The sequence below is a fragment of the Enterobacter cloacae complex sp. SHL001 genome (assembly GCF_049236825.1).
Taxonomy (GTDB): Bacteria; Pseudomonadota; Gammaproteobacteria; order Enterobacterales; family Enterobacteriaceae; genus Enterobacter; species Enterobacter hormaechei_C.
This window is the reverse complement of record NZ_JBMKIP010000002.1, coordinates 733,056-748,255: the sequence shown is the minus strand read 5'-3', so window position 1 is coordinate 748,255 and position 15,200 is coordinate 733,056. Positions and strand designations below refer to the sequence as shown.

Here is a 15,200-nt window from a genome sequence, read left to right as displayed (position 1 = left end):
GGGTTCTGCGTTTAGGGTCAGAGAGGCATTGATTTACGAATGGCGCTTAACAGCGTTTGGGCGCCTTCAGAGAGCGGGGCATCTACCCGCGTCAGGATCCCAATCGGTTCTCCCGCGCCGGGCGATGTTACCGGCAGCGCCGTAAGCACACCGCGTCGCAGATCGTCCTTCACCGCGCCGGACGGCACAAACCACACGTAGTCGTAATCCACCGTAAGCTGGCGCGACAGCGACGCCGAAAGCGTTTCAATACACCCGGAAGGCAGCGTGCAGCCCTGCATTTGCAGCAACGCCTCCGCATTCTGACGCGGAACGGTTCCTGTTGGTGAGACCACCACCGGCCACTCCATCACGCGGCTCAGGGTCACGGTGTCCTGCAACAGGGGATGATTCGGACGCACGACCAGCTTCAGCGATTCCAGGAACAGCAGCTCGTAATTCAGGCCGCTCATCAGTTCCGGATCGGACATCCGCCCAATGCCCAGATCCAGCTCGCCTGACTTCAGGCCCGCCAGCAGCATGGTATTATTCATGGTCGCGACCTGAAGCGTGGCGTGCTTTTGCTGACGGTGGAACTGGCCGATCGCCGCAGGCAGTATACCCAGCGCCGCCGTTGGCAGCGCGCCCACGCGCACGATGTCGCTGGCCGACTCCTCTTTACGGTTGAGCGCCTGACCGGCGGTATTGAGGGCATCGAGAACTTTAACGGCATGCGTCAGGAACTGTTCACCCACGAGAGTAAGCTGAGCGCCCAGACGGCCGCGATCGAACAGGCGGGTTCCGGTAAGCTGTTCCAGTTCGTTCAGCGTTTTGGATAGTGCAGGCTGACTGAGGTTAAGGGTTTCAGCCGCTCGCCCCAGCGTTCCCTGTTGAGCGACGGCCACAAAAGTATGCAAATGGCGCAAGCGTATGCGCTGACTGAACAGACCATTTTTTTCCATAGGCGATGTTAAAAACAGAGCGACGCGGGTGACAAGTTAAGATGTTTGAATTTGATAACCTGATAGCAAAATATTTTTAACATTTGATCTATTTGAGTTACAACCGTTTTTCGAAAATGCCCACGCTTTGACCACTGGTCTGCCTGGATCACAATTCGTAAATTCTTCCCAACGAAAGGAACGGGCTTCTCTACACTCCAGGTAGTATTCACTGGAGGCATGACATCATGGCGAACACCATCACGGCTGATGATATTCGGGAACACTTTTCGCAGGCTATGTCGGCGATGTACCAGCAGGAAGTTCCGCAGTACGGCACCTTGCTGGAACTGGTGGCGGACGTTAACCTGGCGGTTCTGGAAAATAACCCACTTTTACATGAACAACTGGCAAACGCAGACGAACTGGCGCGCCTGAATGTTGAACGTCACGGTGCGATCCGCGTTGGCACCGCGCAGGAGCTTTCCACCCTGCGCCGGATCTTCGCCATTATGGGCATGTACCCGGTCAGCTATTACGATCTCTCCCAGGCGGGCGTGCCCGTCCACTCGACGGCGTTTCGTCCGACAGACGATGCGGCGCTCTGCCGTAATCCGTTTCGCATTTTTACCTCGTTGCTGCGCCTGGAGTTGATTGAAAACGTTGCGCTGCGCGAAAGGGCGGCGGAGATCCTCTCCCGGCGCAACATCTTTACGCCGCGCTGCCTGGAACTGATCGACCTGCATGATGCGCAGGGACACTTTACTGAGGCACAGGCGCGCGAATTTGTGCAGGAAGCCCTGGAAACCTTCCGCTGGCATCGCCATGCGACGGTCGATCAGGAAACCTATCTGGCGCTGAGCAACGAACATCGCCTGATTGCCGACGTGGTCTGTTTCCCGGGGTGCCATATCAACCATCTCACGCCGCGCACGCTGGATATCGACCGGGTGCAGGAGCTAATGCCGAAGTACGGCATTGAGCCGAAAATTCTGATTGAAGGCCCGCCGCGCCGCGAGGTGCCGATCCTCCTGCGCCAGACCAGCTTTAAGGCGCTGGAGGAGCCGGTGCTTTTCGCGGGAGAACACAAGGGCACCCATACCGCGCGTTTCGGTGAGATTGAGCAGCGCGGCGTGGCCCTTACGCCGAAAGGGCGCGAGCTGTACGACAGTCTGTTAAATCAGGCCGGGACCGGCAAAGACAACCTGACCCACCAGCTTCACCTGCGCGAGATCTTCAGCGCCTTCCCGGACAGTGAAATGTTCCTGCGCCGTCAGCGGCTGGCTTATTTCCGCTACCGTCTGACCCCGACAGGTGAGGCGCATCGCCACGCATTTCGTCCCGGGGACGATCCGCAGCCGCTGATCGAACGGGGCTGGGTTGTGGCACAGCCCATCACCTACGAGGATTTTCTGCCCGTCAGTGCGGCGGGGATCTTCCAGTCGAATCTTGGCAATGAAACGCAGGCGCGCAGCCACGGCAATGCCAGCCGCAATGCCTTCGAAGCCGCGCTCGGCTGTGCGGTGTACGACGAGTTTTCGCTTTACGAGGAGGCGGAAGCGCGCAGCAAACAGCGTTGCGGTTTGCTCTGAAACCGTTACTCTGCAAGGGTGTGATGGAAAAAGAAGGTTGGTATGGAAAATCCCTCCGCCCCTGTGGTTGAAACGCGCCAGGGCGCACTGATTGGTTTTACTGAAGGCGATACCCACGTGTGGTGCGGCATTCCCTATGCAGCACCGCCCGTAGGCCAGTGGCGCTGGCGCTCCCCGCGTCCTCCCGCGCGCTGGGATGGCGTACGTCCGGCGACGGCGTTCTCCGCCTCCAGCTGGCAGAGCAGCGAAAGCTGTCAGGAGCTGGGTGGCGGCGATCCCGGCCAGTTCTCTGAAGACTGCCTGTACCTTAACGTCTGGTCGCCAGTCGCACGCGCCGATCCGCTTCCGGTGATGGTCTGGCTGCACGGCGGAGGATTTACCCTCGGCGCTGGCGGGCTGCCTCCGTATAACGGCAGGGCGCTGGCGAAGCGCGGCACGGTGGTGGTGACGATCAATTACCGTCTCGGACACCTCGGCTTTTTTGCCCATCCGGCGCTGGAGGGGGAAGAAGAGCGCGTGGTGCATAACTTTGCGCTGCTCGATCAGATCCAGGCCCTGGAATGGGTGCGCGATAACATCGCCGCGTTCGGCGGCGATCCTGAGAACATCACCGTATTTGGCGAGTCGGCCGGCGCGCGCAGCGTGCTGTCGCTGATGGCCTCTCCGCTTGCGCGAGGACTGTTCCATAAAGCCATTGTGCAAAGCGGGTACACGCTGCCGGACACGCCACGCGAGCAGGCCATGCATAAAGGCGAAGCGATTGCCGCCCATTTCGGCCTGCAAAATGCCACCGCTGAACAGCTTCGCGCGATCCCGCCTGAGGCGTTCTGGCCGCTGACCTCGCCGCTGAATATCGCCCCTGCGCCCATCGTGGGGGATTGCGTTTTGCCTGAGGCCATGCTCGACGTTTTCTTCGCGGCCCGCCAGCATCCTGTACCGGTGATGATTGGGTCAAACAGCGACGAAGCCAGCGTGATGTCGGTGTTCGGGGTCGATCTGGCCGGGCAGATCCAGAAGCTTCGCCGCGAGCGGCGCTTTGGCCTGGGGCTGATTAAGCTGCTTTATCCTGGCGTGAAGGGCGATGAGGAACTTGGCAGGCAGGTATGCCGCGACATGGCCTTCACCACCATGGGATACGTGGTGATGCAGGCGCAGCAGCGGGCGGGCGGCCTGTGCTGGCGATACTGGTTTGATTATGTGGCCGAAGCGGAGCACGCGACGTACATCAACGGCGCCTGGCACGGCAACGAAGTGCCCTACGTGTTCGATACCCTTGGACAGGTGGAACCCTCGCGGCAGTATGTAAATGAACGCGATCTGGCCTTCGCCGCTCAGGTGGCGGACTACTGGGTGAGCTTCGCCCGGGATGCGGGGGCACGCGATAGTCTGGCAGGGCCCACGCGCTGGCCCGCCTGCCGGAAAGGGCGGGACGTGCTGTTACGTATTGGTGTGAATAAACATGCAGGTTTTCGGCTTGAAAACCGCTTCATGCGTGCCCGAATGAGCCTCTTCAAACGGGTGATGAAACACCACGTCAGCCTCGACTGAGCAAACAGGCGCGAAACGCATCCAGCCCGTTTTCCGGGCCGGGTGCGTCGCGTAATACCAGCCGGTAGCTCGCCCCCGTCTTTATGCTTGTGTCAAAAGGCCGCATCAGCCGTCCGGCGCGCACGTCCTCCTCCACCAGCGTTTCATCCGCGATGGCGATGCCCAGCCCCTGAATGGCGGCGGTAATGGCCAGATCCATGGTTTCGAAGTGTTGATTTTTGAGCATAGCTGGCGGCGGACCCGGCTGTTTCGCCAGCCACAGCGTCCAGTCCGTTTTGTCCCGCGTGGGGTGAAGGAAGGTGAGAGTTTCCAGCGCAGAACCGGCCCGTACCGGGCTCATCACCGGGGTTAAGGCCTCTTCGAACAGCAGATCGCCGGCGCTCATGTGTGTCCCAAACACAATCGCCGCGTCACAGGATTCGGTTTTGAAATTGACGTTATGATCGGTGGTGGTGGTCAGCGCAATCTGGAGTTCCGGCTGTTCGCGCTCCACCTGTAGCAGCCGCGGCACCAGCCAGCGCATCGCGCAGGTAGGCGCTTTCAGACGAATAACGGTCTGGTGCGTTCGTGCCTGTTCAGCAACGTTCAGCAGGTGCTCAAACGCAGATTGCAGCTCCGGCAGCAGGGCGCTTCCCTGAGAGGAGAGACGCAGGCCGCGCGCATGGCGCTCGAACAGCGGGAAGCCGAACCAGCTTTCCAGCGAAGCGATTTTGCGGCTTACCGCCCCCTGCGTCAGACAAAGCTCCCTGGCGGCATGGGTTAGATTCAGGTGACGCGCGGTCACGATAAATGTCTCTACGGCATTGAGCGGAAATGATCGACGCGACATATCTCACCTTAGCTATGCGTTTTTGTCATGGCTATTATGACAACAATTCGATTGTCCCGGCAATGAAGTTGTTGTTTGAATAGTTATGCATTCACCACGAGAAGGGACAGAGGATGACTTTGAAAACGCCGGTGCAGACACGATCCAAATTGCCCGATGTGGGAACCACCATTTTTACCGTTATCGGCCAGCTTTCAGCCCGGCATAACGCCATCAACCTTTCTCAGGGTGCGCCGAATTTTTCCTGCGACCCAAAACTTATCACCGGCGTGACCCGCGCCATGGAGGCAGGGCATAACCAGTACGCCTCCATGACCGGGCTGCAACCGCTCAGGGAGCGCATTGCGGACAAAATTGCCACGCTCTATGGCACACGCTATGACCCCGCGAGTGAGGTGCTGGTGACCGCCAGCGCCAGCGAAGGGCTTTACTCAGCCATCAGCGGGCTGGTTCATCCTGGGGATGAGGTGATCTATTTCGAGCCCTCCTTTGACAGCTATGCGCCGATTGTGCGTCTGCAAGGGGCGACGCCGATCGCCATTAAGCTGACGGTACCGGATTTTGCCGTGAACTGGGATGAAGTACGGGCGGCTATTACCCCGCGCACGCGGATGATCATCGTCAATACGCCGCACAACCCGAGCGGGCAGGTGTTTTCAGCCGCCGATCTGCACCAGCTGGCAGCGCTGACGCGCCACACCGACATCATCATTTTGTCTGACGAAGTGTACGAGCACGTCGTTTTTGATGGCGAACCGCACCACGGAATGGCGACGCACCCGCAGCTGGCGGAGCGCAGCGTGATTATTTCTTCTTTCGGAAAAACCTATCACGTCACCGGCTGGCGCGTGGGTTATTGTGTGGCACCCGCGGAGCTGATGGATGAGATATGTAAAGTCCATCAATTTTTAATGTTCTCGGCCGATACGCCGATGCAGTACGCGTTTGCCGAACACATGACCGATCCGCAAACCTGGCTGTCGCTGGCGGCGTTTTATCAGCGCAAGCGCGATCTGCTGCAAAGTTTGCTCGCCGACTCACCGTTCAGGCTGCTACCAAGTGCCGGTTCGTTCTTCCTGCTGGCGGATTACAGCGGCTTTAGCGACGAGCGCGACAGCGAGATGGTGAAAAGGCTGATTGTCGAGTACGGGGTTGCCACCATTCCGCTGTCGGCGTTTTATGCCGATGGCACGGACAATAAGTTAATCCGTCTCTCTTTTGCGAAAGATGAGGCGACGTTACGGGCAGGTGCCCAGGCCCTTTGTCAGGTTACACCACGTTAAGGAATTTGAGATGAAATTACGCGCGTTAGTTGTCGGCATGGGACTGTTGTGTTCATTCTCGTCGTTTGCCGCTACCGAGTTGCGATACGGGCTGGAAGCGGAATATCCGCCGTTTGAAAGCCGCAATGCGTCAGGGGAGCTGGAAGGGTTTGACGTAGAGCTGGGAAATGCCATCTGTAAAGCCGCCGCGCTGAAGTGCAGCTGGGTTGAAACCTCGTTTGATGCGTTGATCCCCGGTCTGGTGGCGAAAAAGTTCGACGCCATAAACTCGGCGATGAACATTACCGAACAGCGTCGCAAAAGCATTGATTTCACCCAGCCCATCTATCGCATTCCCTCCCAACTGGTGGGCAAAGCCGGTTCTGCGGTAGAGGCTACCCCCGAAGGGCTGAAGGGCAAAACCATCGGCGTTCTTCAGGGTTCAATTCAGGAAACTTACGCCAAAGAGCACTGGGAAAAGCACGGTGTCACCGTGGTGTCTTATAAAGATCAGAATATGGCCTGGGGAGATCTGCTGAATGGCCGCATCGATGCCTCGCTGGTCATGTCAGCGGCCGGGCAGGCAGGTTTCCTCAGTAAGCCGCAGGGTAAAGGGTTTGGCTTTATCGGCAAACCGGTGTCGGACGACACCATCCTCGGCAGTGGGATCGGCTTTGGGCTGCGTAAGGGGGATGAGGCCACCAAAAAGCAGCTTGATGCCGCAATTGATAAAGTACGTGCCGATGGCACGATCGCTAAACTGGCTGATAAGTACTTCCCGGGTATCGATGTCAGCGTAAAATAACCGCCTCGTTGGTCCCGGCTGTTGATGTCCAGCCGGGACTCTTTTATACATAACTTTACCCCTTTTTCAGGCCGTTCTGGTCGACAGAAAATATTTCTCGGTTTGTTCAGATAATCACCCGCCAACAATTGGATTCTTAACCGTTTTTGTTTAGGCTGTGCGTTCTTTCTTGCCGTCATTTCGCTGCGCGCGAAACTCATTCACACGACCATAAGGACGTTTTCTCAGGCATGAATCGCAGACGTTTTCTCAAAGGTTCCCTGGCAATGGCTGCCCTGAGCGGCACTTCTGGCCTTGCTTCTCTGTTTTCCCAGGCGGCGTATGCTGCTGACTCCGACATTGCCGACGGTCAGAGCCGTCGCTTTGACTTCTCTGTTCTGCAATCCATGGCGCACGATCTGGCGAAAACCGCGTGGGGCGGTGCGCCGCGTCCGCTGCCGGAAACGCTGGCCACCATGACGCCGCAGGCGTACAACGCCATCCGTTACGATGAGAAGCAGTCGTTGTGGAATAACATTGAAGGCCGTCAGCTGGACGCCCAGTTCTTCCATATGGGGATGGGGTTCCGCCGCCGCGTGCGCATGTTCTCGCTGGATCAAAGCACCTCTCAGGCGCGTGAGATCCACTTCCGACCTGAGCTGTTCAGCTACGGCGATACGGGCGTGGATACCCGCCAGCTTGAAGGGCAGAGCGACCTCGGCTTCGCCGGATTCCGCGTCTTTAAAGCGCCGGAGCTGGCGCGACGCGATATCGTTTCGTTCCTGGGCGCGAGCTACTTCCGCGCGGTGGATGATACCTACCAGTACGGCCTCTCCGCGCGCGGTCTGGCGGTGGATACCTTTACCGACACCCCGGAAGAGTTCCCGGATTTCACCTCCTTCTGGTTTGAAACCGTGAAGCCGGGTGATACCACCTTTACCGTCTATGCGCTGCTGGACAGCCCGAGCATTACCGGTGCCTATAAGTTTGTGATCCACTGTGAGAAGAGCCAGGTGATCATGGACGTCGAAAACCATCTCTATGCGCGCAAAGACATCAAGCAGCTCGGCATCTCGCCAATGACCAGCATGTTTAGCTGCGGCAACAACGAACGCCGCATGTGCGACACCATTCATCCGCAGATCCACGATTCAGACCGCCTGGCGATGTGGCGCGGTAACGGGGAGTGGATCTGCCGGCCGCTGAACAACCCGCAAAAGCTGCAATTTAACGCCTACCTGGATAAAAACCCGAAGGGCTTTGGTTTGTTGCAGCTTGACCGTGACTTCTCTCATTACCAGGACGTCATGGGCTGGTATAACAAGCGACCAAGCCTGTGGGTCGAGCCGCGCAACAACTGGGGGAAAGGTTCCATTGCCCTGATGGAGATCCCGACAACCGGCGAGACGCTCGATAACGTGGTCTGCTTCTGGCAGCCAGAGAAACCGGTGCAGGCGGGTGATGAGCTGGACTTCAAATACCGTCTCTACTGGAGCGCGCAGCCGCCGGTGCGTTCGCCGCTGGCAAACGTCTACGCCACCCGTACCGGTATGGGCGGCTTCCCGGAGGGCTGGGCGCCGGGTGAAAATTACCCGAAAGTGTGGGCCCGTCGCTTTGCCATTGATTTCGTCGGGGGCGATCTGAAGGCCGCCGCACCGAAGGGCATTGAGCCGGTGATCACCCTGTCCAGCGGTGAAGCGAAGCAGGTGGAGATCCTCTACGTCGAGCCGTTCGACGGATATCGCATTCTGTTTGACTGGTATCCAACCTCTGACTCCACCGAGCCGGTGGATATGCGCCTGTTCCTGCGCTGTCAGGGCGATGCCATCAGCGAGACCTGGCTGTATCAGTACTTCCCGCCCGCGCCGGACAAACGTAACTACGTTGACGACCGGATCATGCGCTAGTCCTTATGGGTTTGTGCCGGGTGGCGATCCGGCCTGCTCCGGACGCATTTGTAGGCCGGGTAAGCGTTAGCGCCACCCGGCAATTAAGAGGCACTATGTCTTCAGAAATCATCCCCGTAACCCAGGAAATCGAGCTTCGCGCCGTCGAAGAGCGCTATACCACCGATCTGCATAACCTCGTAATCAAAAACAAAACCTGGCTGCAAACCGCCTTTGACTGGGCGCAGCATGTCGGCAGCGAAGAGGACACGCGCCGCAACGTGCAGAGCAACCAGATGTTGCACCAGCGCGGTTACGCCAAAATGTTCCTGATTTTTATGAATGACGAATTGGTGGGCGTGCTCTCCTTCAACGCGATCGAGCCTGCGAATAAGGCCGGGTATATCGGCTACTGGCTTGACGAGGCGCATCAGGGGCAGGGTATTCTTTCTCAGGCGCTCCAGGCGTTTATGCGCTATTACGTTGAGCGCGGCGAGATCCGCCGTTTTGTGATCAAGTGTCGCGTGGATAACCAGAGCAGTAACCGGGTGGCGCAGCGCAACGGTTTCACGCTGGAAGGTTGTTTGCGGGAAGCGGAAATGCTCAACGGTCGCTACGATGACGTGAACCTGTACGCCAGAATCTTCCCGCTATAGCGCCCCCAGCAGCGGCGTCCGGGTGATCCGCGTGTCGCCGTTGATCACTTTGGCTCCCCGGACGTGAATGCTTTCACCCTCCAGCGCCTCGATAACCGCATCGTCCGTTATTTCCACCTGATGCTCAATCAGGACATCGCCGCTGATACGCGCCCGCCCCTGAATGACCACTTTGTCATCAATCAGGATCGGCCCGCCGCGTAACCACGCCTCGCCGCCTATTAATACGTGGTGTTTAATGACGCAGTTGCCTTGGACGAGGGCGTTTTCCGCGACCTGTGAACTGTACCGCACGGTCGGGATGGCATCATCCTCCAGACCGGCCAGCAGACGGGCGTTGCCGTACACTTTGGCGCAGTCGCACACCCAGACGTTATTCAGCGCGTTGCCCTCAATAATGGCGCGATCGAACACCTCGGCGCGGTGCTCAACAAAGGCCCAGGTCACCATGGCATCGCCGTAGATTTGCGCCTGATGCACAATACGCGACTGGCTGACCGTGGCTCTGTCATAGATTTGCAGGATCTGCTCACGGTCGGGTGTCAGCCCTTTGGCTGCAATCACCAGGCTGTTATGCAGCACCCGCGCGTCACCCGCGATACGGCATTCCCCGCGTACGGTGGAGTGCTGAATGGTGACGTTGTCACTTATTGCCGCCCCGTGACTCACCTCTGCCGCGTCAAGCCAGCCGTTGCCGCCAACGTGTGCGCGGTGGCTTACGATGCAGGGTTGGGTGAGGCGGGCGTTACCGGATATCCTGGCCCCGGCAAACACCACGCTGTTTTCATCGTAAACCCAGCAATCCCCGTCCTGGGCGAGCGCGTGTTCATCCTCAACCCAACCGCCTTTAGTCCCGCTGGTCACATCGTTAAAATCCTTCACGGCAATAATTTGTCTGAGAGGCGTTGTGCACGGCGTTGATCCGTCCTGCCAGCGCCAGAGACGCGTTTCATTGCTAAGCCGATATTTTGTCATCGTGTTATCCCTGAAAAGCCTTTCAATAAACGTAGCAAAGTTTTGGTTTTTCGAAGTGCTGGCGTCCGCTCAGGAAACCCCTTAAAATGGCATTTAAAATACATTTTAAACTTTAAAAAAAATGCATAACCAAAACCAACGCGTTCTTAACTTGCCCGCCGGGTATTTCGGTATGGTCCTCGGGACCATAGGCATGGGGTTCGCCTGGCGTTACGCCGGCACCATCTGGCCGGTGACGCGCTGGCCGGGCGAGATCCTGGTGGCGCTGGCGGTGGGGATCTGGTTCCTTCTAGGCGTGGCGTTTCTTACCCGTGCGGTACGGTTTCCACATAGCGTGCTGGCCGAGATGCGGCATCCGGTAATGAGCAGTTTTGTCAGCCTGTTTCCTGCCACAACGCTGCTGGTGGCCATCGGCTTTGTGCCGTGGTATCGCCCGCTGGCGCTGGGGTTGTTTAGCGTGGGCGTGGTGATCCAGCTTGGGTATGCCGCCTGGCAAAGCGCCGGGCTGTGGCGCGGCAAGCATCCGGAAGAAGCCACGACGCCGGGACTGTATCTGCCGACGGTAGCGAACAATTTTATCAGCGCGATGGCCTGCGGTGCGCTAGGCTTCCACGACGCGGGGCTGGTGTTCCTTGGTGCCGGGGTCTTTTCCTGGCTGAGCCTGGAGCCGGTCATTTTGCAACGCCTGCGCAGCGCGGGCGAACTGCCCGCTGCCCTTCGTACCTCGCTCGGTATCCAGCTTGCGCCTGCCCTGGTGGCCTGTAGCGCCTGGTTTAGCGTCAACGGCGGCGAAGCGGACACCTTCGCCAAAATGCTTTTCGGCTATGGCCTGTTGCAACTCCTGTTTATGCTGCGTCTGATGCCGTGGTATCTGTCGCAGCCGTTCAACGCGTCGTTCTGGAGCTTCTCGTTCGGGGTGTCGGCGCTGGCGACCACCGGTTTACATCTGGGGCAGAGCAGTCCGTCAGGGTTCTTTCATGCCCTCGCGGTTCCCCTGTTTATTTTCACCAACGTCATCATCGCGATGCTGCTGGTCCGTACTTTTATCTTGCTGATGCAAGGCAAACTTCTGGTGCGCGCTGATAAGGCACTGCTTATGCAATCTGAGGAAAAATAATGACTGTCGATGAAAACTACTTTACTGAGAAATATGGGCTGACCCGCACGCACTCAGAGGTGCTGCTCAGCGCGGACATTGTTAAGCCCGGTAAAACGCTCGATCTGGGTTGCGGAAATGGCCGCAACAGCCTCTACCTCGCGGCTAACGGCTATGACGTGACGGCGTGGGATAAAAACCCGATGAGCATCGATAACATCGAGCGCATTAAGGCGGCGGAAGGAATCGCGAATCTGGAAACGGCGATTAAGGATCTGAACAACCTGACCTTTGACGGCGAATACGACTTTATTCTTTCCACCGTCGTGTTGATGTTCCTCGAAGCGAATACCATCCCTGGTCTTATCGCCAATATGCAGCGTTGCACCAGACCAGGCGGCTATAACCTGATCGTTGCTGCCATGGATACGGAGGATTATCCGTGCACAGTCGGCTTCCCGTTTGCCTTCAAAACCGGTGAACTGAGCAACTACTACGAAGGCTGGGAGCTGATCAAGTACAACGAAGAGGTAGGGGAACTCCACCGTACCGATGCCAACGGGAACCGTATCAAGCTGCGCTTCGCTACCATGCTCGCACGCAAGCCCGCTTAACGCGCGGCCAGCAGACAGAGTTGCAGGGCCGTGCGACAGGAGGCCTCGAACGACGACAGCGGTAAAAACTCAAACTTCGAGTGGAAGTTATGGGCGCCGGTGAAGAAGTTCGGGGTGAGCAGGCCTTTGGCTGACAGGGCCGCTCCATCCGTGCCACCGCGCATGGGGATCGGTTTTGGGGTGATGCCGAGCGATTCCATCGCCTCGAACATCAGGTCGATCGCGCGGCGGTCTTCGCCAATCGCATTGCTGATATTGCTGTAGGTATCCTCAATGCGGTATTCCACGTTTGCCGTGGGATGCTGCGCGGCTATTTGCGCCGCCACATCGGCAATGTGCTGCTTGCGGGCGGCGAAACCATCTTTGTCAAAATCACGAATATTGGCTTTCAGTATCGCTTCGTTCTGCCCGGCCTGGATGCCGTTAAACCAGATATAACCTTCGCGCCCCTCGGTGCATTCCGGGGTTTGCCGGCGATCGAAATGGCTGATGAAATCCGTTGCCATCAGCAGCGGATTGACCAGCACCCCTTTGGCGGACATCGGGTGAGCCGTGACGCCGGTAAAGCGAATTTCAGCCGCCGCCGCGTTAAAGTTCTCGTAAACAATCTCCCCCAGCTCGCAGCAGTCGATGGTCCAGGCAAAATCGACGTCGAAGCGCTTCAAATCCAGCGCTTTCGCGCCACACAGGCCAATCTCTTCATCGGGCACAAACGCCACCACAATATCGCCATGCTTATGTTCAGCGGTGAGGTTTTCCAGCACCGTCATGACCACGGTGACGGCCGCTTTATTATCTGCGCCTAATACGCTGGTTCCGTCGCTGAAAATAATCTCCTCATCAGGATAAGCCAGAATTTCCGGGTGCTCATTTACGCGCAGCCAAATATCTTTCTCTTTATTCAGGCAGAGATCATCCCCCGTAAACGTTAATATTTGTGGATGAATATCCGGGGATAAACCGACGTCGACGGTGTCGATATGGGTAATAAAACCAATCCGCGGCGCGCCGGGAACATTGCCTTTTTTCACGGCGGTAACGGTGGCGAACTCATCTATCACAATATCATCTAACCCCAGCGTTTTCAGCTCCTTCGCCAGCTCCCGCGCCATGTCGTGCTGACCCGGGGTGGAGGGCAGGGTTTTGACTTTCGGGTCGCTCTGGCTGGTGATGGCGAGATAGCGGAAAAAGCGTTGGGTTAATTGTCTGGAGAGTTCTGAGCCCATAGTGTTTCCTTCTGTATTTATTTTTCATGTGTTTGCGCCATCACTTTAATGTTATTTATGAAATGGCAAAAGAAGTAATTAGCCGTCGAATTAAAAAGACAGGAATAAATGATGAAAAGCACATTCACAATGATAACGCTGGCGCTTGCTGCGCTGACGGTCAGTTCCACCGTCGCGGCAAAAACGCTGGTGTATTGCTCCGAAGGATCGCCGGAAAATTTCAATCCTCAGCTCTATACGTCGGGGACCAGCGTGGACGCCAGCGCCGTACCGGTTTATAACCGTCTGGTCGATTTCAAACCGGGCACTACCGAACTGGTGCCGAGCCTGGCGGAAAGCTGGGAGGTAAGCGACGATGGCAAGATCTATACCTTCCACCTGCGCAAGGGGGTGAAATTCCACAGTAATAAGCTGTTCACGCCGACGCGCGACTTCAACGCGGACGACGTGATTTTCTCGTTTATGCGCCAGAAGGATGTGAATCATCCCTACCATAACGTCTCCAACGGCAGTTATTCCAACTTCGAAAGTCTGGAGTTCGGCAGTCTGATTACCGCCATTGATAAAGTTGACGATCGCACCGTGCGCTTCACCCTGGCGCATCCGGAAGCGCCGTTTGTCGCTGATCTGGCGTGGTACTTTGCCTCCATTCTGTCGGCGGAGTATGCCGATGCCATGCTGAAAGCGGGCACGCCAGAAAAGGTCGATATGCAGCCGATTGGCACCGGGCCGTTTAAGCTGGCGCAATATCAGAAGGATTCCCGCATCCTCTTCACCGCTTTCCCTGACTACTGGCAGGGAAAATCGAAGCTGGATCGTCTGGTGTTCACCATCACGCCGGACGCCTCGGTGCGTTTTGCCAAAGTCGAGAAGAATGAGTGCCAGGTGATGCCGTTCCCGAATCCGGCGGACCTGCCGCGTATGAAGGCTAACAAAGACATCAACCTGATGAGCAAGGCCGGTCTGAATACCGGTTTCCTGGCGTTTAACACGCAAAAGCCGCCGCTGGATAACGTAAAAGTGCGCCAGGCGCTGGCGATGGCGATTAACAAACCGGCCATCATTGAGGCGGTGTTCCACGGCACCGGCACGGCGGCGAAAAACCTGCTGCCGCCTGGCGTCTGGAGTGCCGACAGCGAGCTGAAAGACTATGATTACGATCCAGAAAAAGCGAAAGCGCTGCTAAAGGAGGCGGGATTTGCCAACGGCGTAAGCATCGATCTGTGGGCCATGCCCGTGCAGCGGCCGTATAACCCGAACGCGAAGCGTATGGCGGAGATGATCCAGGCGGACTGGGCGAAAGTGGGCGTGCAGACCAAAATCGTGACCTACGAATGGGGCGAATACCTGAAGCGCGTGAAGGGCGGGGAGCATCAGGCCGCACTGATGGGCTGGACAACGGCGACGGGCGATCCGGATAACTTCTTCGGCCCGCTGTTTACCTGTACGTCCGCCAACGGCGGGTCGAACTCGGCCAAATGGTGCTATAAGCCGTTTGATAACCTGATTGCCGAAGCTAAATCGATAACCGATCGCGAAAAACGCGTGGCGCTGTACAAGCAGGCGCAGCAGATGATGCACGATCAAATGCCGGCGGTAATGATTGCCCACTCGACGATTTTTGAGCCAGTCCGTAAAGAGGTCACGGGCTATGAAATCGATCCCTTCGGCAAGCACCTGTTCTGGCAAGTGGACCTGAAGGAGTAATTTTTCACTGCCCGGTTTCGGTCGGGCAGTTTTTTCGCTATTTGTGCTGTCTTCGTCATTTTTTGCCACAACACATCGCCCGGTTTTTTGTTATAACTTCAAGTG

13 protein-coding genes are annotated in these 15,200 nt (G+C 57.4%); 9 read left to right on the top strand and 4 right to left on the bottom strand.

Going from position 1 to position 15,200, the window contains the following annotated elements; genetic code table 11:
- Positions 1-17: 17 nt before the first annotated feature.
- Positions 18-941 (bottom strand): LysR substrate-binding domain-containing protein, encoded by a 924-nt coding sequence (locus ACOTYH_RS09035; protein WP_045329778.1) that lies wholly within the window; start codon positions 939-941, stop codon positions 18-20.
- A gap of 227 nt (positions 942-1,168) precedes the next feature.
- On the opposite strand from ACOTYH_RS09035, the gene hglS reads away from it, so the two are divergent.
- Both hglS and ACOTYH_RS09025 read left to right on the top strand, forming a co-directional pair.
- Positions 1,169-2,512, top strand: a complete 1,344-nt coding sequence (hglS, locus tag ACOTYH_RS09030) for a 2-oxoadipate dioxygenase/decarboxylase HglS (protein WP_017384005.1) — start codon at positions 1,169-1,171, stop codon at positions 2,510-2,512.
- A gap of 42 nt (positions 2,513-2,554) precedes the next feature.
- The gene (locus tag ACOTYH_RS09025) at positions 2,555-4,060 is read left to right on the top strand and encodes a carboxylesterase/lipase family protein (RefSeq protein WP_032634400.1); all 1,506 of its coding nucleotides are present in this window, start codon (positions 2,555-2,557) and stop codon (positions 4,058-4,060) included.
- Here ACOTYH_RS09025 and ACOTYH_RS09020 read toward each other — a convergent pair.
- Entirely contained in the window at positions 4,047-4,889 is an 843-nt protein-coding gene (locus ACOTYH_RS09020) for a LysR family transcriptional regulator (RefSeq protein ID WP_015570561.1), read from the bottom strand. The two genes, ACOTYH_RS09025 and ACOTYH_RS09020, sit on opposite strands and share 14 nt — an antisense overlap.
- A 113-nt stretch (positions 4,890-5,002) precedes the next feature.
- Here ACOTYH_RS09020 and ACOTYH_RS09015 point away from each other — a divergent pair, with 113 nt between their 5' ends.
- The 4 genes from ACOTYH_RS09015 (at position 5,003) to rimL (ending at position 9,477) form a co-directional block, all read left to right on the top strand.
- Complete coding sequence (locus ACOTYH_RS09015) at positions 5,003-6,172, top strand: pyridoxal phosphate-dependent aminotransferase (RefSeq protein ID WP_111962063.1); 1,170 nt, start codon at positions 5,003-5,005, stop codon at positions 6,170-6,172.
- A 10-nt stretch (positions 6,173-6,182) separates the two neighbouring features.
- Complete coding sequence (locus tag ACOTYH_RS09010; protein WP_003857237.1) at positions 6,183-6,956, top strand: ABC transporter substrate-binding protein; 774 nt, start codon at positions 6,183-6,185, stop codon at positions 6,954-6,956.
- A 230-nt stretch (positions 6,957-7,186) separates the two neighbouring features.
- On the top strand, positions 7,187-8,842 hold the full coding sequence (locus tag ACOTYH_RS09005) for a glucan biosynthesis protein (RefSeq protein ID WP_310865241.1): 1,656 nt from the start codon (positions 7,187-7,189) through the stop codon (positions 8,840-8,842).
- A 95-nt stretch (positions 8,843-8,937) separates the two neighbouring features.
- Positions 8,938-9,477 (top strand): 50S ribosomal protein L7/L12-serine acetyltransferase, encoded by a 540-nt coding sequence (gene rimL, locus ACOTYH_RS09000; RefSeq protein ID WP_090278321.1) that lies wholly within the window; start codon positions 8,938-8,940, stop codon positions 9,475-9,477.
- On the opposite strand, the gene ydcK is transcribed toward rimL, so the two are convergent.
- Positions 9,472-10,452 carry a YdcK family protein gene (gene ydcK, locus ACOTYH_RS08995; RefSeq protein ID WP_421637696.1) on the bottom strand — a complete coding sequence of 327 codons (981 nt, stop codon included), beginning with the start codon at positions 10,450-10,452 and terminating at the stop codon, positions 9,472-9,474. The genes rimL and ydcK overlap by 6 nt on opposite strands.
- A gap of 121 nt (positions 10,453-10,573) precedes the next feature.
- Here ydcK and tehA point away from each other — a divergent pair, with 121 nt between their 5' ends.
- Both tehA and tehB read left to right on the top strand, forming a co-directional pair.
- Positions 10,574-11,569, top strand: coding sequence for a dicarboxylate transporter/tellurite-resistance protein TehA (gene tehA, locus ACOTYH_RS08990; RefSeq protein ID WP_111962066.1), 996 nt, complete (start codon positions 10,574-10,576; stop codon positions 11,567-11,569).
- On the top strand, positions 11,569-12,162 hold the full coding sequence (tehB, locus tag ACOTYH_RS08985) for a tellurite resistance methyltransferase TehB (protein ID WP_015570555.1): 594 nt from the start codon (positions 11,569-11,571) through the stop codon (positions 12,160-12,162). Before tehA ends, tehB begins: the two co-directional genes overlap by 1 nt.
- Here the strand turns inward: tehB and pepT are convergent.
- Positions 12,159-13,388, bottom strand: coding sequence for a peptidase T (gene pepT / locus ACOTYH_RS08980; RefSeq protein ID WP_017693444.1), 1,230 nt, complete (start codon positions 13,386-13,388; stop codon positions 12,159-12,161). The genes tehB and pepT overlap by 4 nt on opposite strands.
- 111 nt (positions 13,389-13,499) lie before the next feature.
- Here pepT and ACOTYH_RS08975 point away from each other — a divergent pair, with 111 nt between their 5' ends.
- Positions 13,500-15,095 carry an ABC transporter substrate-binding protein gene (locus ACOTYH_RS08975; RefSeq protein ID WP_045348280.1) on the top strand — a complete coding sequence of 532 codons (1,596 nt, stop codon included), beginning with the start codon at positions 13,500-13,502 and terminating at the stop codon, positions 15,093-15,095.
- Positions 15,096-15,200: the final 105 nt, after the last annotated feature.